This is a genomic window from Streptomyces sp. NPDC043996 (assembly GCF_056435225.1).
Genome location: NZ_JBWKEY010000007.1, coordinates 322,236 through 346,118, shown reverse-complemented (window position 1 = coordinate 346,118; position 23,883 = coordinate 322,236). Strand labels below are relative to the sequence as shown.

Sequence of the window (23,883 nt, the reverse complement as noted above, 5' to 3'; positions counted from 1 at the left end):
CTCCCCTTCACTTTTCTTCACTCCGCTTCACCCCTGTCACCTCTTGGTGATGGGCTACGTCAGGGCCCTGACGTAACCGGCCGGGAAAAGGTGACCGATGGACGAGCAGCACGACCTCGCGGAGCGGTTCGAGAGCCACCGGGGCCACTTGCGGGCGGTCGCCCACCGCATGCTCGGCTCCCTCACCGAGGCCGACGACGCCGTCCAGGAGACCTGGCTGCGGCTCAGCCGCTCCGACGTCAGCGACGTGGCGAACCTGCCGGGCTGGCTGACGACGGTGGTCTCGCGCGTGTGCCTCGACACCCTCCGCAGGCGTACGTCGCGGCGCGAGGAGCTCCTCGCCGACGAGAGCGCCCTTGACCGCGCCCCCGGCCCGCTCCCGCCCACCCCCGAGGACGAGGCCGTCCTGGCCGAGTCGGTCGGCCGCGCCCTGCTCGTGGTCCTCGACCGGCTCGGCCCCGCCGAACGCGTCGCCTTCGTGCTGCACGACGCCTTCGGGGTGCCCTTCGAGCGGATCGCCGCCATCGTGGAGCGCTCCCCCGTGACCGCGAAGAAGCTGGCGAGCCGCGCCCGCCGCAAGGTCCACGGCGCCCCCGCCGTCCCCCACGCGGAACTCGTCCGCGACCGCCGGGTCGTGGAGGCCTTCCTCAGCGCCGCCCGTGGCGGCGACCTCACCGCCCTGCTCGCGGTCCTCGCCCCGGACGTGGTCCGCCGCGCCGACGCGGCGGCGCTGCCCGTGGGCGCGCGGACGGAGATCCACGGCGCCGATGCCGTGGCCCGCGAGACGGTCCTCCTCGCCCGCAACGCGAGGGCCGCCGCCCCCGCCCTGGTCAACGGCCGCCCCGGCCTCGTCGTGGCCCCGCGCGGCCGCCTCCTGCTCGCGCTCACCGTCACGGTCGAGGCCGACCGCGTCACGGCGTACGAAGTGATCGCCGCCCCGTCCCGGCTGCGCGCCCTCGACCTGGCGGTCCTGGGTGACTGAGGGTCAGAAGCGGCGGCCGCGCGCAGCGCACCCGGAAACGCAGAGATCCCGCCCGATCGAAACGATCGGACGGGATCTCGTGAACCGTCTGCGAGTTGCCCCGCGAACGGTGTGTGCAGTGGACCTGAGGGGATTTGAACCCCTGGCCCCCTCGATGCGAACGAGGTGCGCTACCGGACTGCGCCACAGGCCCTTGCAACGAGTGAAACTCTAGCACCCCCACCGGGGTGCTTGGAAATCCGTTCCCCGCTGGTCAGCGAGCGGGACGCCACGGCCGCGAGCGGACACTCCACGCGTGTGCGCCGGGTCACTCGTTCGCGGCGCGCGGGCGGCCGTCGCCGGTGGCCGGGTTGTCGTACTGGTCGAACAGCGGCGTACGGCCGCGCTCGCGGGAGCGGCGGGCGGACGCCGCGCGACGGGCGTCGCTGCGCGCGTCGTCGGCGCCGGGCTCGGCCCGCTCCTCCGGAGCCTCGCCCGGCTCCGGAGCGGCGCGCTCCGCCTCGTCGCCCGCGGCCGGTTCCACGGTGCTGGACCGGGCCGAGCTCCAGGTGTCGGGCGCGCCCAGGTCGACACTGCCGGTGGCGCGGGGCGCGACGGGCGCCGTCACGTACGTCGGCAGCGGCACCGGCACCGGGTCCCAGCTGTCGCCGCGGCCGGGGGCGTGCCGCCGCTCGCGCTGCTGGTCGACCCACTCGGCGTGGTCGGTCTGCTCGACGAGCGCGCGCCGGTCGGCGGCGAGCGCGGACAGGCCGGGCTCCGCGGCGGGCGCGAGCTCCGCGGCGGCGGGCTCGGGCGCCTCCTCGCGCCTGCGCGGCTGCCGCTCGCGCAGGCGCTGCGCGGCGACCTCGGCGCGGCGCCGGTCCATCGTGTACGTGAAGCGCCGCCGCTCCTGGCGGCGCAGATAGACGATGTACGCGCTCAGGAGCGCCGCGGGCACGCCGGGCACCCACAGGAACGGGATGCCGCCGACGGCGGCGACGACCGCGCCGAGCGTGAAGCCGAGGAAGAGCATCACGGTGGTGCGGCGCCGACGGGCGAGCACCTTGGAGCGCCGGGCCCTCGCGGCGGCCTCGGCGGTGCGCCGGGAGGCCTCGGGCGACGGGGCCTGACGCCGAGGGGCACCGGTGTTCCGGGAGCCCCGGGTGTCCCGCGCGTCCCGTGCGTCACGGCGCTGGGCGGCCTGTCCCTGCGGGGGGCCTTCCGGGGCTCTGCCGTGGGGCTCGGTCTCGGCTCCCTCGTCCGGGAGCATGGCGAAGGCCCGGACGTCGACCGAATCGGTCGCGGCGTCCGGGACGCTGCGCGGCTCCTCTTTCTCGGACGAGCGCGCTTGCAGGTCCTTGGCGTACCGGCGCTCCATGCCCGCCCGTCCGGACAGCAGCCGGATGGCGGTGCTGAAGCGTTCCGTCGGACGGGCTTCATTGAGCTCGTCCTGCCTACGGAGCCACATCGGCACCAAGTAGGCGGCCCAGGCCCCGACGATGACTGCGTAGAAGAGGCCGCTGCTGCTCACGCCTCACACGGTAGAGGGGTTTTGTCGAGGCCATCCGCCAATTGGGCCGGTGTGTCGCACGATCTGGCTGATATCTCGAACTTTTTTTGTGACTGATGCGATCAACAGGCCGTTGACGCACGGAATTTAACGGTCACTCATCGATCAATTTCGAACAGGTATTTTATTTATGAGAAGCGCCCTGAGCGGCTCAACTCGTGCCGCTCGCCCGGCAGAAGCCCCTGACAAGCCCCCGGCAATCCCGCGACAAGCCCTCGCCAATCCCTCGACAAGCCCCCGACAAGCCCCCGACAGCGCGTCACCGGGCGCACACGCGCGCGGACTCCGCGCTACGCCGTCTTGTGCGGCCGCGCCTGTCGCCAGCGGTGCAGGAGGCCCTCCGGGACCTCCTCCGCGGTGAGCGCGAACACGAGGTGGTCGCGCCAGGCCCCGTCGATGTGAAGATATCGTGGACGAAGCCCCTCCTCGCGGAATCCGAGTTTCTCCACCACCCGGCGGCTCGGCGCGTTCTCCGGGCGAATGCAGACCTCGATGCGGTGCAGTCCGACCGTGCGGAAGCAGTGGTCCACCGCGAGCGCGACCGCCGTCGGCATCACGCCCCGGCCCGCGACGGACTCGTCCACCCAGTAGCCGACGTGCCCCGAGCACATCGACCCCCAGGTGATCCCGGCGACCGTCAACTGCCCGACGAGACGCCCCTGGTACTCGACGACGAACGGCAGCATCCGGCCCGCGTTGGCCTCGGCGCGCAGATGCCGCACCATCTGGCGGTACGTGGGCCGGTGGGCGATCGGGCCGCCGGGCGTGGGCGGCGGAATCGTCGCCTCCCAAGGGCGCAGCCAGTCGCGGTTGCGCCGGTTGACCTCGCGCCAGGCACGCTGGTCCCGCAGCTTTATCGGGCGGAGGGTGAGGTCGCCGTCCGTCAGCTCGACGGGCCAGCTGGGGCTGTTCAGCTCGCACCCCCGTCGGTCCGTGGATGGTCCCCGCCGCGCAGCTGGTCGACGGCGTGCCGCAACAGCGGCTCCAGGACGGCGAGTCCGTCGCGCACGCCTCCGGAGGAGCCCGGCAGGTTCACGATGAGGGTGCGCCCCGCGACTCCGGCGAGCCCTCGGGACAGCGCGGCCGTGGGCACCTTCTCGCGGCCGTACGCGCGGATCGCCTCCCCGATGCCCGGCACCTCGTGGTCGATGACGCGGCGGGTGGCGTCGGGCGTGCGGTCGGTGGGCGAGATGCCGGTGCCGCCGGTCGTGAGGATCACGTCGTACCCGGCCGCCACCCCGGCGCGCAGCGCCTCCCCCACGGGCTCGCCGTCGGGCACGACCTGGGGGCCGTCCACGGCGAAGCCGAGCGCGGCGAGGCCCTCCGCGAGGACCGGGCCGCCCTTGTCGGCGTAGACACCGGCGGCGGCGCGGTTGGAGGCGGTGACGACGAGGGCGCGGTACGGGGCCCGCTCCGGGGCCTGTGCCGCGCTCACGCCCGCTCTCCCGCGCGGCTCCAGGTGCCGGACTTGCCGCCGGTCTTCTCCTCGACCCGTACGTCCGTGATGACCGCCCCCTTGTCGACGGCCTTCACCATGTCGACGACCGTGAGCGCGGCGACCGTCACCGCCGTGAGGGCCTCCATCTCGACGCCCGTGCGGTCCGTGGTCTTCACCGTCGCCACGATCTCCACGGCGTCGTCGGCGACCGAAAGATCGACCTTCACTCCGGACACGGCCAGCGGGTGGCACAGCGGGATCAGGTCCGGGGTGCGTTTGGCGCCCATGATGCCCGCGATCCGGGCGGTCGCCAGGGCGTCGCCCTTCGGCACGCCCTCGCCGCGCAGCAGCTCGATCACGCGTGGCGCGACCAGGACGCGGCCGCTCGCGCGCGCGGTGCGCGCGGTCACGTCCTTCTCGGATACGTCGACCATGCGGGCGGCGCCCGCCTCGTCGATGTGCGTCAGTCCCTGCTGGGTGCTCATGTGCTGTGGCGCTCCTGGTCCGGGCCCCGCGCGGGCGCGTGGCCTGCTGTGCGCGACACCGTACCGCCCGCCCGTCGCACCTGGCCGCCCCGCCCGAGGCGGGCCCTCATTCTCGCGCCGCCAGGGGGGCGGCCGCACGCCCCGGGGAGGCCGCCGGTGAGCCCCGCACCGTCAGCCCAAGAGGACCACGTCGACCTCGGCGCCCGGCTCGACCGACGTCGTGTCCTCGGGGATGACGATGAGCGCGTCCGCCTGCGCGAGGGCGGCGACGAGGTGCGAACCGGCGCCGCCCACCGGCGTCACCGTGCCCGCGTCGGCGTCGTGGCGGCCGCGCAGGAACTGGCGTCTGCCCGCGGGCGAGGTGAGCCCCTCGGGGGCCGTGAGCCGGGCGCGGACGGTGGGCCGATGGACGTCCGCCAGGCCCATCAGGGCGCGCACTGCGGGACGGACGAAGATCTCGAAGGAGACGTACGACGACACGGGGTTGCCCGGGAGCGCGAGCAGCGGGGTGTGGTCCGGGCCGATCGAGCCGAAGCCCTGCGGCTTGCCGGGCTGCATGGCGAGCTTGCGGAACTCCACGCCGCCGCCCGCCCCGAGGCCCTTCTCGTCGTCCGGGTCGCCGATCGCGGCCAGCGCCTCCTTCACGACGTCGTACGCCCCGACGCTCACGCCGCCCGTGGTGACCACCAGGTCGGCGCGGATCAGCTGGTCCTCGATGGTGGAGCGCAGGGTCTCGGCGTCGTCGGCGACGGCGCCCACGCGGTAGGCGATCGCCCCGGCCTCGCGGGCGGCGGCCGTGAGGGAGAAGCTGTTGGAGTCGTAGATCTGGCCCTGGGCCAATTCCTCGCCGGGCTGGACCAGTTCGCTGCCGGTGGACAGGACAACCACGCGCGGGCGCGGGCGCACGGTGACCGTGCCCCGGCCGATCGCGGCGAGCAGGGCGATCTGCGGGGCGCCGAGGACGGTCCCCTCGGTCAGGGCGCGGTCGCCCGCCTTGACGTCGCTGCCCGCCGCGCGGACGTGCGCGCCCTCGCGCGCCGGGCGGTAGACCCTGACCTCGCCTGAGGCGCCCTCAGGGGCCGCGCTGTGGGCGCGCATCCCGGAGACGGGGCCCTGGCCGAGCCCGCCGTCGGTCCACTCCACGGGGACGACGCACTCGGCGCCGGGCGGCAGCGGGGCGCCGGTCATGATGCGGGCGGCCTGGCCGGGGCCGACCGCGGGCGGCTCGCCCTGGCCCGCGGCGACGTCCCCGATGACGGTCAGGACGGCGGGGAACTCCTCGCCCGCGCCCGCGACGTCGGCGGCACGGACCGCGTACCCGTCCATGGAGCTGTTGTCGAACGGCGGCAGCGACACGGGCACCGTGACGTCCTCGACGAGGACGCAGCCCTGGGCGTCGAGGAGCTGGAGCTCGATGGGCTCCAGCGGCCTGACGGCCGCGAGGACGTCCGCCAGGTGCTCGTCCACCGACCACACGTGGTCGGGGCCGCCGTCCTGGCCGCCGCCCTGCCCGGGGTGGGCTCCGGTGCCGTCGTGCGTCGTCGTGCCGCTACTGCTCACGTGCTACATCTCCTCGGTGACGTAACTGCGAAGCCAGGCCTTGAAGTCCGGGCCCAGGTCTTCACGTTCGCACGCGAGTCTGACAATGGCACGCAGATAGTCGCCGCGGTCGCCGGTGTCATAGCGGCGGCCCTTGAAGACCACGCCGTGCACCGGGCCGCCGATCTTCTCGTCCGCCGCGAGCTGCTGCAGCGCGTCGGTGAGCTGGATCTCGCCGCCGCGGCCCGGCTCGGTCTTGCGCAGTATGTCGAAGATGTGCGGGTCGAGGACGTAGCGGCCGATGATGGCGTAGTTCGAGGGGGCGTCCGCCACCTCCGGCTTCTCGACCAGGTCGGTCACCTTCACGACGTCGCCGTCATCGGTGGCCTCGACCGCCGCGCAGCCGTAGAGGTGGATCTGCTCGGGCGCGACCTCCATGAGCGCGATGACGCTGCCGCCGCGCTCGTCCTGGACGTCGACCATGCGGGCCAGGAGCGGGTCGCGCGGGTCGATCAGGTCGTCGCCGAGGAGGACGGCGAAGGGCTCGCGGCCCACGTGCGGCGCGGCGCACAGGACGGCGTGACCGAGCCCCCTGGGGTCGCCCTGGCGGACGTAGTGCATGGTCGCCAGGTCGCTGGACTCCTGGACCTTCGCGAGCCGGGACTCGTCGCCCTTCTTCGCCAGGGCCGACTCCAGCTCGTAGTTGCGGTCGAAGTGGTCCTCCAGAGGGCGCTTGTTGCGGCCCGTCACCATGAGGACGTCGTCCAGGCCCGCGGAGACCGCTTCCTCGACCACGTACTGGATCGCCGGCTTGTCGACGACCGGGAGCATCTCCTTGGGCGTGGCCTTCGTGGCGGGCAAGAAGCGCGTGCCAAGACCGGCGGCAGGGATGACAGCCTTGGTGATCTTGGGGTGAGACTCAGTCATGCCCGTCACCATATCCGGTGCCTATGTGAGCAATCTGTGGCTCCGGAATATTGATCCCATATGTGAGCGCAACAGGAAGGATGTGGGACTTCGCCATGGATCAACCCAGCTCCGGCAAGGAGAACAAGCGCACATTGCGGGGAGAGATCCTCGCGGTGAGGCGCCGGTTGCCAGCCGGTGACGCGACGGCGGCGGCCGCCGCGCTCGCCGGGCGCGCCCTGGACCTCTCCGAACTCGCCACGGCCCGCACGGTCGCCGCGTACGTCTCCGTAGGCGGCGAGCCGGGCACCCGCGCACTCCTTGACGCCCTCCACGCGCGCGGGACACGGGTCCTGCTGCCCGTGCTGCTGCCGGACAACGACCTGGACTGGGCGGCCTACGACGGGCCCGGCTCCCTTGCCCCCGTCCAACACGCGGGCAAGATGGAGCTGTTGGAGCCCTCCGGTGAGCGGCTCGGCCCGGACGCCGTCCTGGCGGCGGACGCGGTGCTCCTGCCGGGGCTCGCGGTGGACGGGCGCGGGATGCGCCTGGGGCGCGGCGGGGGCTCCTACGACCGGGTTCTCGCGCGCCTGGAGCGGGCGCAGGCCGCGCCCGCCCTGGTGGTGCTCCTGTACGACGCCGAAGTCGTCGCGCACGTCCCCGAGGAGGCGCACGACCGTCCGGTGCACGCCGTCGTGACGCCTTCGGGGGTACGGCGCTTCCGCTGAGGCGGGTCTCCTGAAACGGGTCTCCGTAGAGGGCCCGTAGGCACGAAGTGCCCCCGTAGACGCGAAAGTGCCCTCCACGCGCGCGTGGAGGGCACTTTCGTATGCGGCTGTCCGTCAGGGCTTGAGCACCAGGGTGTCGCTCGTGCTGTCGTCGACGGCCTTCTTCGAGTAGGACCAGGGCAGCAGCTCACCCTTGACCCACTTGCTGGTCTGGTCCGTGTAGTGGTCGCTGTAGGCGTGGCCCGAGGCGCCGGTGAGGTTGATCCACCGGGACTTGTCGAAGTCCTTCAGGTTCACGACCATCCGCATCGACGGCACCCAGATGACGCCGTAGCCGCCCGCCGCGTTCCAGCCGGTGGCGTTGACCGTGGCCTCGCCGCCGCCGAGCTTCCAGGGGCCGCGGTTGAGCATCCACTGGAGCCAGCCGGGCCCGTCCGTGCCGAGCGTCTGGTTCTTCAGCGTGAGCCGGTGCAGCCGGCCCCAGCTCCAGGTGTCGATGTCCTTGCCGAGCTTCGCCGTCAGGTCCCAGCGGGCGTCCTTCATGGCCCGCGCGAACAGCTGGTCGCGGTTCTTGGTCTCCTCGTCGGTGCGGTTGCCCGGCGTCTTCCACCAGTCGTTGTTCTCGTCGTCGAGGATCTTGCGGATGACCTCGAAGTAGCGGTCGCCGCCGTCGGGCTGGGCCGACTCCGCGTCGCGCTGGCCGCACTCGCGCACGGGCTTGGCCTCGTCGGCGGGACCGGTCTGGCTCGCGGGCTTCACGCTCAGGCACTGGCCCTTGACGCGCAGCTCCTTGGGCAGCTTGTTGCCGATGGACAGCTGCAGGACGCTGCGCCAGACGGCGTTGAAGTAGGCGGCGGCGGCCGAGTCGGCGTCCTGGGTGTAGTCCCAGCCCTCCAGGAGCTTCTGCGCCTCACGGACGTGCTTGTCGCCGATGTCGACCTTCAGCAGCTTGGGCACGAGCAGGCGTGCGATCTCGCTGCTGTTGTCGGTCTGCATCAGCCGCATGTCCTCGGTGGAGATCTTGCCGCCGTTCTTGGTCTTGGCCTTGATCAGGTCCTCGATGCGCTGGCTGCGCGCGCCGTAGCCCCAGTCCTCGGTGAGCTTGTACGGGTACTTCTCGCCGATCACGGCCTGGTTGGCGGTGACGATGTAGCCCCGCTTGGGGTTGTACTCGTACGGCAGCTCGTCCTGCGGGATGTAGCCGTTCCAGCGGTAGCGCGGGTCCCAGCCGGGCGCGGGCAGGGAGCCGTCACCCTTCCCGCGCGTGGGGATCTTGCCGGGCGCCTGGTAGCCGATGTTGCCCTCGGTGTCGGCGTAGATCAGGTTCTGCGAAGGCACCTCGAAGGAGGCGGCCGCCTCGCGGAAGTCCTTGAAGTCCTTGGCCTGGTTGAGCGCGAAGACGGCGTCCATGGACTTGCCGGGCGTGAGGGCGGTCCAGCGCAGCGCGATGCCGTAGCCCTCGCCGCGGTCCGGGGCCGCCGAGTCGACCTGGGCCTTCTTGCCGACCTTGACCAGCTCGTCGTCGCGGTCGGAGATCAGCGGGCCGTTGTTGGTCTCCCGGACGGTGATCGTCTTGGACTTGCCGCCCGCGACCTCGATCTTCTCCTCGCGGGTGGTGAAGGGCTTCACCTTGCCGTCGAACTGGTACCCGTCGGCGGTGAACTTCTCCAGGTAGAGGTCGGTGACGTCGGCACCGAGGTTCGTCATGCCCCAGGCGATGTCCTGGTTGTGGCCGATGACCACGCCCGGCATCCCGGAGAACGTGTAGCCGCTGACGTCGAAGGAGCACTTCGCGGACACCGAGCGGCAGTGCAGGCCCATCTGGTACCAGACGGAGGGCAGCTGCGGCGCCAGGTGCGGGTCGTTGGCCAGCAGCGGCTTGCCGGTGATGGTGTGGGCCCCGGAGACGACCCAGGAGTTCGAGCCGATGCCGTTGCCGTTCGAGCCGAGGCCCGCGTTCGGCACCTTGTCCAGGATGTCGGACAGGCCGGTGAGCTGCGACTGGAGGCCGCTGGGGGGCTGGCCGCCGCCCGCGATGCCGGTGCCCGTGGCGCCGGTCCCCGTACCCGTACCCGTGCCGGTACCCGTACCCGTACCCGTGCCGGTACCCGTACCCGTACCCGTACCCGTGCCGGTACCCGTACCCGTACCCGTGCCGGTACCCGTCTGGGATCCGACCGAGTCGTCGCCGCGGAACTTCTTGTTGATCTCGTCGTACGTACCCTCTTGGACGATCGGCTTGTTCCGGTCGTAGGGATAGTCCGGATACAGGTCCTTGATCTGGGACGGGCCGAGGCGGCTCGTCATCAAGGAGCGGTCGATCTCGTCCTGCATGTTGCCGCGCAGGTCCCAGGCCATGGCCTTGAGCCAGGCCACGGAGTCGACGGGCGTCCACTTCTCGGGCTTGTAGTCGTTCTCGAACTCGAGAGCGGCGTACTCGACGGAGAGCTCCTTGCCCGCCTTGCCGTCGAGGTAGGCGTTGACTCCCTTGGCGTACGCCTGGAGGTACTTCTTGGTCTCCGGCGAGAGCTTGGAGTCGTACTCCTTCTTCGCCACCCGGTGCCAGCCGAGCGTGCGCAGGAATTCATCGGTCTTGACCTGGCTCTTGCCGAACATCTCGGAGAGCCGCCCGGAGGTCACATGGCGACGGACGTCCATCTCCCAGAAACGGTCCTGTGCCTGCACGAAGCCCTGTGCCATGAACAGGTCTTCGGAGGTCTCGGCGTAGATCTGCGGGATGCCGTTGCCGTCCCGCTTCACGTCGACCGGGCCCGACAGGCCCTTGATGTCGATCGTGCCCTTGGTCTGCGGGAAGGAGGCACGGACGGTGCTGATGCTCCAGTACGCGCCGAAGCCGATGCCTCCAACGACGGCGAGGACCAGGACGATCACGATCAGTCGGGCTCGGCGCCCCTTCTTCCTGCCGGACTTACGGCCAGAAGAGGCGGTGGTGTTGGAGGGCATCGCTGTCCTTGCTGTCCTTCGCGAGCGGCAGGGCGGGGCTTGTGCGGGTCCTGGAGTGCTGGAGCAACCATAGGCGCAGGGCGATACGGCCCCGGACGCGGAGTCGGAAACCGACATCGAACGAAGGTTCGACAATGCTAGACGGGGCGCAGGGGCGCGCGTCAAGAGCGCGTTAAAGCTTAGGTAAGGTAACGAAGCATCATGGTCCGCACGACGGAAGGAACGGCCCCTGTCTGTCCACGACCTCAACCAGCTCCTGCTCATCAGTTCGCTCGTCCTGCTCGTCGCGGTGGTCGCCGTGCGCATCTCCTCGCGCAGCGGTCTGCCCAGCCTGTTGCTCTACCTCGGCATCGGGGTGGCCATGGGCCAGGACGGCATAGGCAACGTCACCTTCAACAACGCGCAACTCACTCAGGTGATCGGCTACGCGGCACTCGTCGTGATCCTGGCCGAGGGCGGCCTCGGCACCAAGTGGAGTGAGATCAAACCCGCCCTTCCAGCCGCGGCGTCCCTGGCGCTCGTGGGCGTCGCGGTGAGCGTCGGCGTGACCGCCGCCGCCGCGCACTACCTGGTCGGGCTCGAATGGCGGCAGGCGCTGATCATCGGCGCCGTGGTGTCCTCGACGGACGCCGCCGCGGTGTTCTCGGTACTGCGGAAGGTTCCGCTCCCTTCCCGGGTCACCGGTGTCCTGGAGGCGGAGTCCGGGTTCAACGACGCCCCCGTGGTGATCCTGGTCGTGGCGTTCTCCACGGCGGGCCCCGTGGAGCACTGGTACGTCCTGCTCGGCGAGATCACCCTGGAGCTGGCCATCGGCGCGGCCATCGGCCTCTCCGTGGGCTGGCTCGGCTCCTACGGCCTTCGGCACGTGGCGCTGCCCGCGTCCGGCCTCTACCCGATCGCGGTGATGGCCATCGCGGTCTCCGCGTACGCGGCCGGGGCCATCGCCCACGGCAGCGGCTTCCTCGCGGTGTACCTCGCCTCGATGGTCCTCGGCAACGCGAAGCTGCCGCACTGGCCCGCGACGCGGGGCTTCGCCGAGGGGGTCGGCTGGATCGCGCAGATCGGCATGTTCGTCCTGCTCGGTCTGCTCGTCACGCCGCACAAGCTGATCGACGACGTCTGGCCCGCGGTGGTCATCGGCCTCGTCCTGACGGTGGTCGCCAGACCCGTCGAGGTCTTCGTGAGCCTGCTGCCCTTCAAGATGCCCTGGCAGGAGAAGGCGCTGATGTCGTGGGCGGGCCTACGCGGCGCCGTGCCCATCATCCTCGCCACCATCCCCATGGTGAACGGAGTCGACAACAGCGAGGAGATCTTCAACATCGTCTTCGTCCTGGTCGTCGTCTACACCCTGGTGCAGGGCCCCACGCTGCCGGGTCTCGCCCGGCTGCTCGGCCTCGCCAAGGGCGGGGAGGCATCCGACCTCGGCATCGAATCCGCTCCCCTGGAGCGGCTGCGCGGCCATCTCCTCTCGGTACCCGTACCGGAGGGCTCGCGGCTGCACGGTGTCGAGATCAACGAGCTGCGCCTGCCCGCGGGCTCGGCCGTCACGCTCGTCGTACGGGACGGCGCCTCGTTCGTGCCGCTCCCGACCACCGTGCTGCGGCACGGCGACGAGCTCCTGGTGGTGGCGACCGAACCGGCGCGCGACGCCGCCGAGCAGCGGCTGCGCGCGGTCGCGCAAGGCGGCAAGCTCGTCGGCTGGCTGGGGGTGTCAGGCGCCCCGCGGTAGCCGCTCCGCGATGATCGACAAGCACGGATTCGGCGCGCGGGGGCGCGCGGGGACCGTGCGGGGGTTCCGCGGGGACGAGTGAAGTTCCGCCGGCGGCGATGGGGAGCCGGGCCGTGCGGGTTCAGGGGAACAGAAGGCTTCGAAGGAACTTCGAAGGATTCGAAGGGCTCGAAGGGCTCGAAGGGCTCGAAGGGCTCGAAGGGCTCGAAGGGCTCGAAGGGCTCGAAGGGCTCGAAGGGCTCGAAGGAACGGGGATACCGGGATCAGGGGATACCGGTATCCGGCATGACGGAAGACGTGGTGGGGTGCGGGGATTCAGGCCCCCGCATCCCACCGGGCACGGAGCTCACCCAGGGGCACAAGGCCCTCGTGGGCGGAGCGAGGCTCCGCAGGCGGGGCAATCAGAGGTGGCGCGGGTCTCACTTCTCGTAATCACAGGTTTCACTTGCTTCGCACCTGTACGATGAAGGCTGGCTCGGGGCCTATCGAGATCGCGCCCCGGGATCCACGCACCGACACAGACTGACACTGATCGAACCAACTCTGTCTGACGCAGAGCTGGCGCGACCGTATGGCGGCCGCGGCGCCCTCGCAGTGGGCACGCCCGGTATCTACCGCAGTTCTGCGCTAGAGGACAGCTCTCGGCGCCCCCGCACGGGCGCGCTACCAGGCAGCAGAAAGGCATGGGCCGTGGCATCCACGGTCACCGACTCCCGCCCGGGCTACGGGCAGTTGCTGCGCACCCCCCGCGCCTGGACGTTCCTGCTCCCCGGCTTCGCCGCGCGGCAGCCGTTCGCGATGCTCACCATCTCCATCGTGCTGCTCGTGCAGCACACCACCGGGTCGTACGGGGCCGCGGGCGCCGTCTCGGCCGCCACCGGCGTCTCCATGGCGCTGTTCGCCCCCTTCAGCGGCAAGCTCGCCGACCGGTTCGGGCAGCGCGCCGTGCTCGTGCCCGGCGTCCTGGTGCACACGGCGTCCGGCATCACCCTCACCGTGCTCGCACTGTCCGACGCCCCCCTGTGGGCCCTTTTCGTCGCGGCGGTCCCCACGGGCGCCTCGACACCGCAGATCGGCCCCATGGTGCGGGCCCGCTGGGGCGTCACGCTCCAGGGGTCGCCGCTCGCGCAGACCGCGGCCGCCTTCGAGTCCGTCACGGACGAGCTGACGTTCGTACTGGGCCCGCTGTTCGCGACCGCCCTGTGCACGGGCGTCGACCCGGCCGCCGGACTCCTCACGGAGGCGGGCCTGACCCTCGTCGGCGGCCTGCTCTTCGCCGCCCAGAAGAGCACCCAGCCGAAGCCCGCCGACAGCGGGCACGCGCGCGTGAAGCACGATTCGGCACTCCGGGTCCCCGGAGTGCGCGTCCTGATCGTCACGTTCCTCGGCATCGGCACGGTCTTCGGCGGCATGCAGGTCTCGCTGGCCGCCTTCACGGAGTCCATCGGCGAGCCCGGCCTGAACGGCGTCCTGTACGGCACGTTCGCCGCGGGCAACATGCTCTCCGGAATCGTCTGCGGCGCCCTCGCCTGGAAGGTCTCCCCGCAGCGGCGGCTCGTCGTCGGGTACGCGGCGCTGACCCTGATGGCCTCGGGCCTGTGGGCCGCGCAGTCGGTGCTCCTGCTCGCCGGGCTCGGCCTGCTCGTCGGCGTCTGCATCGCCCCCGCCCTGATCACCGGCTACACCCTGGTCGACAGCCTCGTCGCGCCGACCGCGCGCACGGAGGCCTTCACCTGGCTCACCGGCGCGGTCGCGCTCGGCCAGGCGGCCGCCGTCACGGTCGCCGGACAGCTGGAGGACCGCTTCTGGGACGGCGCCGGATTCCTGGTTCCGCTCGGCGGCACCGTGCTCGCCCTGGCCGTACTGCTGACCCTGCGCTCACGGCTCACCCCCAAGTCGCAGGGCCGGACCGTCGCACGTGGCGTGGGTCACCGCGAACCGGTGGCGGTGGACTGAACCCGCGGAATACGTCACTATGGACCGTCGTTAGCACTCATCGAGTGAGAGTGCCAGGAGGAAGCAAGTGCCGACGTACCAGTACCAGTGCACCGAGTGCGGCGAAGGCCTCGAGGCGGTGCAGAAGTTCACCGATGACGCCCTGACCGTGTGCCCGAACTGCGACGGACGCCTCAAGAAGGTGTTCTCGGCGGTCGGCATCGTCTTCAAGGGCTCCGGCTTCTACCGCAACGACAGCCGCGGTTCGTCGTCCAGCAGCTCGCCGGCGTCGTCCTCGACGTCCTCCTCGTCGGGCTCGTCGAGCTCCGCGTCGTCCTCGGCTTCCTCGTCGTCCTCGTCGTCCGGCTCGGGTTCGTCCTCCGCTTCGTCGTCGTCCTCGGGCTCCAAGGCGTCCAGCGGCACCGCGTCCTCGGGCTCCTCGGCCGCCTGAGTCCCGGGCAGCGGCGCGCAGCCGCCCGCCCGCGCTCTCCAGAAGTTCCCGGAAGGCCCCGCCGTCACGTGACGGCGGGGCCTTCCGCATGTCTGGCCGGGCCTGGCGGAGCCTTCCGCGAACCCGGCGGAGCCCTTTCCTCAGGCCCTGCGGAGTCCGCCCGCGCCGTGCCGTGGTGCCCTCCCCGCCGTGTTTTCGCCCGGCTAGGGTGCGGGCCATGGTGAACACGGCGAACGCGTCCCGGGCCGAGATCGGCGTCATCGGCGGATCGGGCTTCTACTCCTTCCTCGACGACGTGACCGAGGTCCACGTAGACACCCCCTACGGCTCCCCCAGCGACTCCCTCTTCCTCGGCGACATAGCGGGGCGGCGCGTGGCCTTCCTGCCCCGCCACGGCCGCGGCCACCACCTGCCGCCGCACCGCATCAACTACCGCGCCAACCTGTGGGCCCTGCGCTCCCTGGGCGTGCGCCAGGTGCTCGGCCCGTGCGCCGTCGGCGGACTCCGGCCCGAGTACGGGCCCGGCACGCTGCTCGTCCCTGACCAGTTCGTGGACCGCACGCAGAGCCGTCAGCAGACGTACTTCGACGGCCTGCCGCTGCCCGACGGCACCGTGCCGAACGTCGTCCACGTGTCGCTCGCCGACCCGTACTGCCCCGCCGGGCGGGCCGCCGCCCTGAAGGCCGCGCGCGGGCGGGACTGGGAGCCGGTGGACGGCGGGACGCTCGTCGTGATCGAAGGGCCGCGGTTCTCGACCCGGTCCGAGTCGCGCTGGTACGCCGGGCAGGGCTGGTCCGTGATCGGCATGACCGGCCACCCCGAAGCCGCGCTCGCCCGGGAACTGGAGCTCTGCTACACGTCGTTGACGCTGGTCACCGACCTGGACGCGGGTGCCGAGTCCGGCGAGGGGGTCTCCCACGACGAGGTGCTTCGGGTGTTCTCCGCGAACGTGGACCGGCTGCGGACGGTGCTGTTCGACGCGGTCGCGGGGCTCCCGGCCGCCGAGAAGCGGGACTGCTCGTGCGCGGGGGCGCTGGGCGGGATGGACGCGGGGATTCGGCTGCCGTGACGACAGCCGCGCCCGAGGGGCGGAACTTCCCCTTCGGGTGAGGGAGTTATCCACAACCGGCGGGTAGCGCACGGGGCTCAGCGGGACCGGCGGCGGACCCCGCATCGTGGGATCGGAATCCGAACCGAACTCGATCCGACTCCTCACGACGGGCGGTGGCCGCCATGACGCGGGACCCTTCGCACACTCCCTCCTCTCCTGCTCCGTCACACACTCCCTCTCCGTCACACACTCCCTCCGCACGTCATCCGTCACGGCCGGAGCCCGGCGAAGGCGGCGGGGGCGGCGGCACCCCGCCGCCCCCGTGCCAGGTCCCGCACTTCTCACCGCTGCACGTGCGCGGCGGTCGGCAGCGGCTGCGGCGGCTCGCGCGGCACCGCAGGCGGGCGATGGCCGCGGGGCTCGCGATGACCGCCGCCGCGCTCGCGGCCTCCGGCCCTCAGGGCGCCGAGCGCGCACGCCCCCAGGACTCCCCGACGTCCGTCGCCGCCAAGGGCACGGGCGGCGGCGGAGAGCGCGTGCGGCGGCCTCCGCGCCGGGTGACGGCGCCGGTCCGGATCGCCGACGCGGCGATGGCCCGGCTCCTGCGCCCCGGCGACCGCGTGGACGTCGTCGCGGCGGAGGACCCCGCCATGGGCGCGGGCGGGGCGCCGCGCGTGGTGGCCTCCGGAGCCCGGGTCTCCGAAGTGCCGGAGGCCACGGAGGGGGCGTCCGCCGAGGGCGGGGCGCTGATCGTCCTCTCCGTGCCGAGCGGGACGGCGACGCGCCTCGCCGGTGCGAGCGCCACGGCCCGCCTGGCGGTGACACTGCGATGAGCGGCGAACCGAAGCGGAATACTGAAACGCCGTCAAGTCCCTCGTTCGCGTTACGGAAGTGGACAGGGCGGCCACGCACTGACTTAGGTTGCGACGCGGTTTGCCGCACAACCCGCAGTTGCAACGAAAGGCCCAGTGGTGAGCGAGAAGAAGAAACCGAGCGTCTGGCAGGGCTTCAAGGCCTTCCTGACGCGCGGGAACGTCGTCGACCTGGCGGTCGCCGTCGTCATCGGAGCCGCGTTCACGAACATCGTGAACTCCGTGGTGAAGGGCGTCATCAACCCCTTGGTCGGCGCCCTGGGGACGAAGGACCTCGACCAGTACAGCTCGTGCCTGAAGGCTCCGTGCGTGGTGAAGAACGGCGAGGCCGTGCGCGGCATCCCGATCATGTGGGGCACGGTCCTCAGCGCCACGCTCACCTTCGTGATCACCGCGGCCGTCGTCTACTTCCTGATGGTCCTGCCGATGTCGAAGTACCTCGCCAAGCAGGCCGCACGGCAGGCGGCGAAGGAAGGCACGCAGGAGGTCATCGAGGTGACGGAACTGGAGGTGCTCAAGGAGATCCGCGACGCGCTGGTCGCGCAGCGCACCGCGGGCCAGAGCGGCGCGGACCAGGGCGGGCGGCCCGGTCCGGACACCGGGCAACCGGGGGGCGACACGCGCTAGCGGGGCCAGCGGCCCTCACCACCCTCCTCGGGCGGGGGGCCGCGCGGGCTCAGAGGTGGTGGGGCGGCTTCTCGTCCAGGAAGCGGGCGAGGTCGGCGGCGCTGTCGCCGCCCGTCGGCCGCTCGCCCCACCCGCGATCCGTATCGTCCGAGGACTGCTGCGCCAGGGGGTCGTCGAAGATCAGGGCGCTGGCCGGCTTCTTCGCGGCCTGCCGGGGCTTCGCGGCCTTCGGATCGCGCGGTTCGGGGGCGGGGGCGGTGCTCATGTCTCCAGCGTACGTCCGTCCCGCACCCCCGGGGGCGGGAGGCGGCCGGTCAGACGGCCAGGGGGCAGCGCCTGGGGAAGGTGAAGCGGCGGGTGCCGGGCCCGAAGCGGGTGCCGGGCCCGTCGACACCGGTGGACGCGTCCCAGGAGTGCCCGGCCCCGGCTCCGGTGGCGGGCCTGCGGGTGGCGGCGGCCACCCAGGCGGGTGCTCCCGTCCCGACACGGCCTGGACCGGGCCGCCGGACCGCCCGGCTCTGCTGTTCTTGCCCCATGATGTCCGCGATTCCCGATTCGAGCCCGGCCCCCGTCTCCCCTCCCCCGCCGCTGCGGCCCATGGTCGCCCGCGGGCGGGAGGAGGAGCACCGCGCGGCGACACCGCTGGAGCTCTTCTTCGACCTCTGTTTCGTGGTGGCGGTCGCCCAGGCCGGTGTCGAGCTGGTGCACGCCGTCGCCGAGGGACACCCGGGCGAAGGGGTCCTCAACTACGCGATGGTCTTCTTCGCGATGTGGTGGGCCTGGATGAACTTCACCTGGTTCGCCTCGGCGTACGACAACGACGACACGCTCTACCGCGTCGTGACGCTCGTCCAGATCGCCGGTGTCCTGGTGCTCGCGGCAGGGGTGTCGAAGGCCTTCCAGGACCACCAGTTCCTCGTCGTCTGGCTCGGCTACCTGATCATGCGGCTCGCGCTGGTCGCACAGTGGCTGCGGGCGGCGGCGTCCACGACGGGCGAGGAGCGGCGCACGGCCCTGCGGTACGCGGGCGGGGTGGCGCTGTGCCAGGTGGGCTGGCTGGGGCTGCTGTTCCTGCCGGAGGGGGCACGGGCGTGGACGTTCCTGGTGATGGCGATCGCCGAGATGGCGGTGCCGGTGTTCGCGGAGCGGATGTGGACGACGCCCTGGCATCCGCACCACATCTCCGAGCGGTACGGGCTGTTCACGATCATCGTGCTCGGCGAGACGATCGCCGCGGCGACGGTCGCGGTGAAGTCGGGCATCGACGAGAACGACGCGCTCGGCGAGCTGCTGCCCATCGCGATCGGCGGCCTCCTGCTGGTGTTCGCCGCCTGGTGGATCTACTTCGTGGTGCCGATCCACGGGCATCTGCGCTCCAACAGCCAGGCGTTCCTGTGGGGTTACGGACACTATGTGATCTTCGGTTCGGCGGCGGCGATCGGCGCGGGCATCGAGGTCGCGGTGGAGCAGGCCGTGGGCAAGGCGCACATCTCGGAGACGGCGGCGTCGGCGGCGGTGACGATTCCGGCGGCGGTGTATCTGTTCGCGGTGTGGGCGCTGCACTCGCGGCACTTCAAGGTGGGGCTCGCGCAGCAGCTGGTGCTTCCGGTGACGGCGCTCGCGATCCTGGCGTGCACGTTCGCGGGCCGGTGGGCGGTGCTCGCGGCGGGGATCGTGGCGGCGCTCGCGGTGGTGACCGGGGTGACGCTCACGTCACGGATGGTGCGGTCCGAGCGGCGCGCCTGACGGCCCGACTGGCGCTCCGCCCCCGGCAACTCCCGTGGTACGTATGCCGTATGACGACATCTGACACCACTGGGACGGGCATGGAAGCCGGACGGTCCGGGGCGCTGACCGACGTCGCGGGGCTGCGCGTCGGGCATGCGGGGCGTGTGGGCGGGGGCTGGCTCAGCGGGACCACCGTGGTGCTCGCGCCGCCCGGCGGGGCCGTGGCGGCCGTGGACGTGCGCGGGGGCGGGCCCGGCACCAGGGAGACGGACGCCCTTGACCCGCGGAACCTGGTCCAGCGGGTGGAGGCGGTGGTGCTTTCGGGCGGCAGCGCCTACGGCCTGGACGCGGCGGGCGGGGTGATGGCGTGGCTGGAGGAGCGGGGCCGCGGGGTGCGGGTCGGGGCGGATCCGGCGCAGGTGGTGCCGGTGGTGCCCGCGGCGTGCGTGTTCGACCTGGGGCGCGGCGGGGAGTTCCGGGCGCGCCCTGATGCCGCGATGGGGCGGGCGGCGGTGGCGGACGCGGCGTCGCGGGCCAGCGGGCACGCCATGGTCGAGGGCAGTGTGGGCGCGGGCACGGGCGCGGTGGTCGGGCAGCTCAAGGGCGGCGTCGGCACGGCGAGCACCGTGCTCGGCTCGGGGATCACCGTGGCGGCCCTCGCGGTGGCGAACGCGGCGGGGTCGGGGGTGGACCCGCGGACGGGCGCGTTGTACGGGAGCTTCTTCGAGGACGCGTCCGCCGCGCTGCCCCCGGCGGAGGTGCACGAGGCGGCGCGGCGGCGCCTGGCCGAGGTCGCGGAGCGCAATGGGCGGCAGCCGTTGAACACCACGCTCGCCGTCGTCGCCACCGACGCCGACCTCACCAAGGCGCAGGCCCAGAAGCTCGCGGGCACCTCGCACGACGGCATGGCGCGCGCCGTGCGCCCGGTGCACCTGCTGAACGACGGCGACACCGTCTTCGCCCTGGCCACCGGGCACCACCAGCTGGACGGGGCCAACCCACTGGCCCTGAACGAGATCCTGGCAGCGGGCGCGGACATGGTGACGCGAGCGATCGTCAGGGCCCTGCTGGCAGCCGACTCCGTGGAAACCCCCGGGGGAACGTTCCCTTCGTACAGCGACCTGTATCTGAAGTAGCACCTCCCCGGCGGGCCGGAAACGGAGGACCAAGCCCGCCCCGGGCCTCCCGACGGACAGGAAACGCAACATCAAGCCCGCCCCGGGCCTCCCGGCGGGCAGGAACGCAGTATCGAGCCCGTCCGGCGTTTGAGGACGAGGCCCGGAGGGCCAAGCAGGCCCGCAGGGGCGACGAGCTGGGGGGCAACCGAGCCGGGGGGGGGTGACGAGGCTCCGGGGGGGAGCCGGCAAGGCGGGGAGGGGGGCGCCGCCCCGTGGTCCGGTTTGCCCTATAAGTGCCGCATGGCGAGGGCCTATTGATCAGCCGCGGGCGCAGCCATGTGTGGACACTCACACGGGCCCCCGGAACCATCCCGCCGCGAGCCCGCTCTTAACCCGTACCGGATCAGACCCCCTACATCCCAAGAACACAGCTGAACGCCGACCGAATGGGAGCAACCCGTGACAACGCCGGACAATGCAGCGCAGCCTCAGTACCGTCGCCGCCGGCGGGTCCTGCTGGCCACCGCCGCGCTCGCGGCGGTCGGCGCGCTGACCCTGACGGCCTGCGGCGGTGACGCCGACGCCAAGGACGACAAGAAGTCCGGGGCCGCCAAGGACGGGTCCGGGGCGCAGATATCCATCTCGTCCAAGGACGGCGCGACCGACGCCTCGATCAACGGCACCGGCGTGAAGGTCAAGGACGGCAAGCTGACCAGCGTGAAGATGACGCAGGTGACCTCGGGTGCCGCGGTCGAGGGCTCGCTCTCCGCCGACGGCTCCACCTGGAAGCCCAAGTCCCAGCTGGAGCGCGGCACGAAGTACAAGGTCACGGCCAACGCCAAGGACGGCGAGGGCCGCCCGGCGACGGAGAACGCGACGTTCACGACGGTGACGTCCGCGAACAGCTTCATCGGCTCGTACACGCCCGACGGCGGCACCACGGTCGGTGTCGGCATGCCGGTGTCGTTCAACTTCGACAAGGCGATCAGCAACAAGAAGGACGTGCAGTCGCACATCTCGGTCACGTCCAGCAGCGGGCAGAAGGTCGTCGGCCACTGGTTCGGCAACCAGCGTCTGGACTTCAGGCCGCAGGAGTACTGGAAGGCCGGTTCCAAGGTCACGATGAAGATCGACCTGGACGGCGTGAAGGGCGGCAACGGCATCACCGGCGTGCAGGACAAGACGGTCACCTTCACCATCGGCCGCAAGCAGGTCTCCACCGTCGACGTGGGCGCCAAGAAGATGACGGTCGAGCGGGACGGCAAGGTCCTCAAGACCGTCCCGATCTCCGCGGGCAGCCCGCAGAACCCCACGTACAACGGGCAGATGGTGATCTCCGAGAAGTTCGTCCAGACGCGGATGAACGGCTCGACGGTGGGCTTCGGCGGCGAGTACGACATCAAGGACGTACCGCACGCGATGCGTCTCTCGACGTCCGGCACGTTCATCCACGGCAACTACTGGAGCTCGCCGTCCATCTTCGGCAGCGCCAATACCAGCCACGGCTGTGTGGGCCTGCAGGACGCCCGCGGCGCCCAGGGCGACACCATGGGCAAGTGGTTCTACGACAACTCGCTGATCGGTGACATCGTCACGGTGAAGGGTTCGCCGGACAAGACGATCTCCCCGGACAACGGCCTGAACGGCTGGAACATGGCGTGGAGCCAGTGGACGGCGGGCAGCGCCGTCTGATCGACCGCCGTTCGCGGGGCGCACGGGGCGCCCCGCACAGGGCGCGCGGAACGCCAACGGAACGAGCCGCACGGGAACTTGCCGTGCGGCTCGATCGTTTTCCTGTTCCCGGACATGATGTCCGACCCAGGGGCTACGGTATGCACGCACAAGGTGACATGCAGCAACGCCGGAAGCATCCGGGAGTATCCGTGAGCGTTCCGTACGAGAAGACGTGCGAACCATCAGAGCCGCCCGAGGCACTGTCTCCGCAGGAGCACCTCGAGCGGCTGCTCAGCCGCGCCCTGAACTCCTTCGACCTGCCGGACGAGACGATCCGGCACCTGGAGCGGGCCCTGGCCTACGACAGCTCGCTGCACTCCGCGCACCACAGCGCGGGCCTGCACCGCGAGACCTACCGCCACACCTGGCTGCTGTGCGACGGCAGCGCGCTCACGCTGTGGGAGCTCGCGCACAACACCGGCCCCGGCAGCCAGGCCCAGTACGAGCTGTATCTGGACGAGGAGGAGGCCGGGGTCGCCACGGCGCGGCTGCCGCTGCCGCCCGACACCCCCGCCACGGAGCTGCCCGTCGTCCTCCAGCTGACGACGGCGAACGAACCGCGGCACACCTACGTCCCGGACGACTCGGCCGATCACGCGCGCAGGCTCCTCCGCCGCGCGGAGAACCCCGCGGGCGGGGACCGGCCGGGCGAGGACATGGCACGGCTGCTGCGCTCGGCCTTCGCCCACCAGATCACGCAGGCCTTCGGCCGTTCCGGGCTCACCGGCGAGGCCCGGCTCGGCTTCTCCCTGTACGAGCACGCGTTCCTGCTCTTCGACGGCTCGGAAGTCAGCCTGTGGGAGGTCGAGCACACGGCGACGGCCGACGGCCGCCACATGTGCGAGGTGTATGTGAGCGAGCGCGCGGCGCGCAAGGCGATGGAGCGCCGGGCCCGCGCGTTCCCCATGACGCGCACCCGCTGACGGCGCCCACGGCGGCCGCCCTACGGCCCGCGCCGCCCGCACCGCCCTCTTGGCCTGGCCCCGCTCCTAGCCCCGGCCCCTGCCGAACTGCCGTACCAGACCGGCGAAAGCGGCCCGTTCGGCCGCCGTCAGTTCCACGGACTCCGCGCGCGGTGGTCCGGACTGGACGGGCAGGGAGCGCAGTGAGGGGCCGCCCCGTGCCTGTGGTTCCGCCTCGCGGCGGCGTAGGTGCAGGAAGGTCAGGGCCCAGATGACGGTCACCGCGGCGAGCAGGGCCACACCTGTCTGCTGAACGATCGAAGCGCCTTCGGCCATGGCGCTCAGTAGACAACAGACGCCAGTCCTGCAACAGGGGTGTTAAGGGGACTTTGTCCCTCAAGTGACGCATCTCGCACGGGCCCGCGCGCGGCGGGTCGCGTACGGGGCGCACGTGGAGCAGGGGGGCGCGTTCGGCGTCAGGCGTCCGCCTCGTATTCGGTCTCGTACTCGGGTTCACACTCGGGTTCGTACTCGGTCTCGCACTCGGGTTCGTACTCGGTCTCGCACTCGGGTTCGTACTCGGTCTCGTACTCGGGTTCGCGTTCGCCCGTGACGAGGCCAGCGATCCGGACGCAGATCGCGGGGAGTTCGGGCGCCTCGCGGCCCCAGTCCTCCGTGTCGACGCCCGCGAGGACGCAGGACGCCCACAGCGTCGCGAGCAGCCGGGCGGCGAGTTCGGCGCGGGCGGGCCCGGCGGTGGGGGCCTCGCGGCGGACGGCGTCGGCGGCCCGCTCGATCAGGGCGGGTTCGAGGAGCCAGCGGATGCCCGCGCCGGTCTCGATGAGGAAGCCCGAGTACACCGCGAGGAAGATCCGGGCGGCTTCGGCCTCCCCGCCGCCCCCGCCGCCCCCGTCGGCCCCGTCAGCCCCGTCAGCCCCGTCAGCCCCGTCAGCCCCGGAGCCCTCGCCGTGCGGCTCCCGGTCCCCGCCGTCGTCCCCGCCGTCGCCCCCGGCGCGGGCCGCGAGCTGGGTGCGGGCCTGTTCGGTGAGGTGCGTGACCATGTCGAGCAGGCTGCTCAGGTGGCTCTGCTGTAGCTGGCTCACGGTGGCCCCCACGGGTGCTGCCCGTGCCCGGGCGCCCATGCC

Annotated in this window: 23 protein-coding genes and 1 tRNA gene; 12 read left to right on the top strand and 12 right to left on the bottom strand. The window is 71.8% G+C overall.

The window, feature by feature from the left end; all coding sequences use genetic code 11:
* Nucleotides 1–97: 97 nt before the first annotated feature.
* Complete coding sequence (locus AC07A4_RS20835; RefSeq protein WP_478600672.1) at nt 98–982, top strand: sigma-70 family RNA polymerase sigma factor; 885 nt, start codon at nt 98–100, stop codon at nt 980–982.
* A 119-nt stretch (nt 983–1,101) separates the two neighbouring features.
* Here AC07A4_RS20835 and AC07A4_RS20830 read toward each other — a convergent pair.
* The 7 genes from AC07A4_RS20830 to galU form a co-directional block, all read right to left on the bottom strand.
* Nucleotides 1,102–1,175: transfer RNA gene (locus AC07A4_RS20830), tRNA-Ala, on the bottom strand.
* A gap of 114 nt (nt 1,176–1,289) precedes the next feature.
* On the bottom strand, nt 1,290–2,492 hold the full coding sequence (sepX, locus tag AC07A4_RS20825; protein ID WP_478600670.1) for a divisome protein SepX/GlpR: 1,203 nt from the start codon (nt 2,490–2,492) through the stop codon (nt 1,290–1,292).
* 329 nt (nt 2,493–2,821) lie between these two features.
* Nucleotides 2,822–3,445 (bottom strand): GNAT family N-acetyltransferase, encoded by a 624-nt coding sequence (locus tag AC07A4_RS20820; RefSeq protein WP_478601063.1) that lies wholly within the window; start codon nt 3,443–3,445, stop codon nt 2,822–2,824.
* A complete protein-coding gene (locus AC07A4_RS20815; RefSeq protein WP_478600667.1) occupies nt 3,442–3,966 on the bottom strand; it encodes a MogA/MoaB family molybdenum cofactor biosynthesis protein in 525 nt (174 codons plus the stop codon). Before AC07A4_RS20815 ends, AC07A4_RS20820 begins: the two co-directional genes overlap by 4 nt.
* On the bottom strand, nt 3,963–4,454 hold the full coding sequence (gene moaC / locus AC07A4_RS20810) for a cyclic pyranopterin monophosphate synthase MoaC (RefSeq protein WP_478600665.1): 492 nt from the start codon (nt 4,452–4,454) through the stop codon (nt 3,963–3,965). Before moaC ends, AC07A4_RS20815 begins: the two co-directional genes overlap by 4 nt.
* 171 nt (nt 4,455–4,625) lie before the next feature.
* Entirely contained in the window at nt 4,626–5,930 is a 1,305-nt protein-coding gene (glp, locus tag AC07A4_RS20805; RefSeq protein ID WP_478601061.1) for a molybdotransferase-like divisome protein Glp, read from the bottom strand.
* A gap of 87 nt (nt 5,931–6,017) precedes the next feature.
* The gene (gene galU / locus AC07A4_RS20800) at nt 6,018–6,920 is read right to left on the bottom strand and encodes a UTP--glucose-1-phosphate uridylyltransferase GalU (RefSeq protein ID WP_478600663.1); all 903 of its coding nucleotides are present in this window, start codon (nt 6,918–6,920) and stop codon (nt 6,018–6,020) included.
* Between the two features lie 95 nt (nt 6,921–7,015).
* On the opposite strand from galU, the gene AC07A4_RS20795 reads away from it, so the two are divergent.
* Nucleotides 7,016–7,627 carry a 5-formyltetrahydrofolate cyclo-ligase gene (locus tag AC07A4_RS20795; protein ID WP_478600660.1) on the top strand — a complete coding sequence of 204 codons (612 nt, stop codon included), beginning with the start codon at nt 7,016–7,018 and terminating at the stop codon, nt 7,625–7,627.
* A 114-nt stretch (nt 7,628–7,741) separates the two neighbouring features.
* Here AC07A4_RS20795 and AC07A4_RS20790 read toward each other — a convergent pair whose 3' ends face one another.
* The gene (locus AC07A4_RS20790; RefSeq protein WP_478600659.1) at nt 7,742–10,591 is read right to left on the bottom strand and encodes a penicillin acylase family protein; all 2,850 of its coding nucleotides are present in this window, start codon (nt 10,589–10,591) and stop codon (nt 7,742–7,744) included.
* Nucleotides 10,592–10,847: 256 nt separating this feature from the next.
* Here AC07A4_RS20790 and AC07A4_RS20785 point away from each other — a divergent pair, with 256 nt between their 5' ends.
* The 6 genes from AC07A4_RS20785 (at nt 10,848) to mscL (ending at nt 17,256) form a co-directional block, all read left to right on the top strand.
* A complete protein-coding gene (locus tag AC07A4_RS20785; protein ID WP_478601059.1) occupies nt 10,848–12,320 on the top strand; it encodes a potassium/proton antiporter in 1,473 nt (490 codons plus the stop codon).
* Nucleotides 12,321–13,010: 690 nt separating this feature from the next.
* Nucleotides 13,011–14,276 (top strand): MFS transporter, encoded by a 1,266-nt coding sequence (locus tag AC07A4_RS20780; protein ID WP_478600656.1) that lies wholly within the window; start codon nt 13,011–13,013, stop codon nt 14,274–14,276.
* Nucleotides 14,277–14,343: 67 nt separating this feature from the next.
* Complete coding sequence (locus tag AC07A4_RS20775) at nt 14,344–14,706, top strand: FmdB family zinc ribbon protein (protein ID WP_478600654.1); 363 nt, start codon at nt 14,344–14,346, stop codon at nt 14,704–14,706.
* Between the two features lie 217 nt (nt 14,707–14,923).
* On the top strand, nt 14,924–15,775 hold the full coding sequence (locus tag AC07A4_RS20770; RefSeq protein WP_478600652.1) for an S-methyl-5'-thioadenosine phosphorylase: 852 nt from the start codon (nt 14,924–14,926) through the stop codon (nt 15,773–15,775).
* 164 nt (nt 15,776–15,939) lie between these two features.
* On the top strand, nt 15,940–16,590 hold the full coding sequence (locus AC07A4_RS20765) for a hypothetical protein (protein ID WP_478600649.1): 651 nt from the start codon (nt 15,940–15,942) through the stop codon (nt 16,588–16,590).
* A 135-nt stretch (nt 16,591–16,725) separates the two neighbouring features.
* Nucleotides 16,726–17,256 (top strand): large conductance mechanosensitive channel protein MscL, encoded by a 531-nt coding sequence (gene mscL, locus AC07A4_RS20760; protein ID WP_478600647.1) that lies wholly within the window; start codon nt 16,726–16,728, stop codon nt 17,254–17,256.
* A 49-nt stretch (nt 17,257–17,305) separates the two neighbouring features.
* Here mscL and AC07A4_RS20755 read toward each other — a convergent pair whose 3' ends face one another.
* Nucleotides 17,306–17,521, bottom strand: a complete 216-nt coding sequence (locus AC07A4_RS20755; protein ID WP_478600645.1) for a hypothetical protein — start codon at nt 17,519–17,521, stop codon at nt 17,306–17,308.
* Between the two features lie 49 nt (nt 17,522–17,570).
* Nucleotides 17,571–17,717 (bottom strand): hypothetical protein, encoded by a 147-nt coding sequence (locus AC07A4_RS20750; protein ID WP_478600642.1) that lies wholly within the window; start codon nt 17,715–17,717, stop codon nt 17,571–17,573.
* A gap of 76 nt (nt 17,718–17,793) precedes the next feature.
* Between AC07A4_RS20750 and AC07A4_RS20745 the strand changes: the two genes are divergently transcribed.
* From AC07A4_RS20745 to AC07A4_RS20730, 4 genes are all read left to right on the top strand, one after another.
* Complete coding sequence (locus AC07A4_RS20745; RefSeq protein ID WP_478601057.1) at nt 17,794–19,002, top strand: low temperature requirement protein A; 1,209 nt, start codon at nt 17,794–17,796, stop codon at nt 19,000–19,002.
* Between the two features lie 50 nt (nt 19,003–19,052).
* Nucleotides 19,053–20,120, top strand: coding sequence for a P1 family peptidase (locus tag AC07A4_RS20740; protein WP_478600640.1), 1,068 nt, complete (start codon nt 19,053–19,055; stop codon nt 20,118–20,120).
* A gap of 441 nt (nt 20,121–20,561) precedes the next feature.
* Nucleotides 20,562–21,794 (top strand): L,D-transpeptidase, encoded by a 1,233-nt coding sequence (locus AC07A4_RS20735; protein WP_478600637.1) that lies wholly within the window; start codon nt 20,562–20,564, stop codon nt 21,792–21,794.
* Nucleotides 21,795–21,985: 191 nt separating this feature from the next.
* A complete protein-coding gene (locus AC07A4_RS20730; RefSeq protein ID WP_478600635.1) occupies nt 21,986–22,759 on the top strand; it encodes a DUF6227 family protein in 774 nt (257 codons plus the stop codon).
* 66 nt (nt 22,760–22,825) lie between these two features.
* On the opposite strand, the gene AC07A4_RS20725 is transcribed toward AC07A4_RS20730, so the two are convergent.
* Together AC07A4_RS20725 and AC07A4_RS20720 are read right to left on the bottom strand one after the other, a co-directional pair.
* Nucleotides 22,826–23,074: a hypothetical protein gene (locus AC07A4_RS20725; RefSeq protein WP_478600632.1), complete on the bottom strand. Its 249-nt coding sequence runs from the start codon at nt 23,072–23,074 to the stop codon at nt 22,826–22,828.
* 140 nt (nt 23,075–23,214) lie between these two features.
* Entirely contained in the window at nt 23,215–23,841 is a 627-nt protein-coding gene (locus tag AC07A4_RS20720; protein ID WP_478600630.1) for a hypothetical protein, read from the bottom strand.
* Between the last annotated feature and the right edge of the window lie 42 nt (nt 23,842–23,883).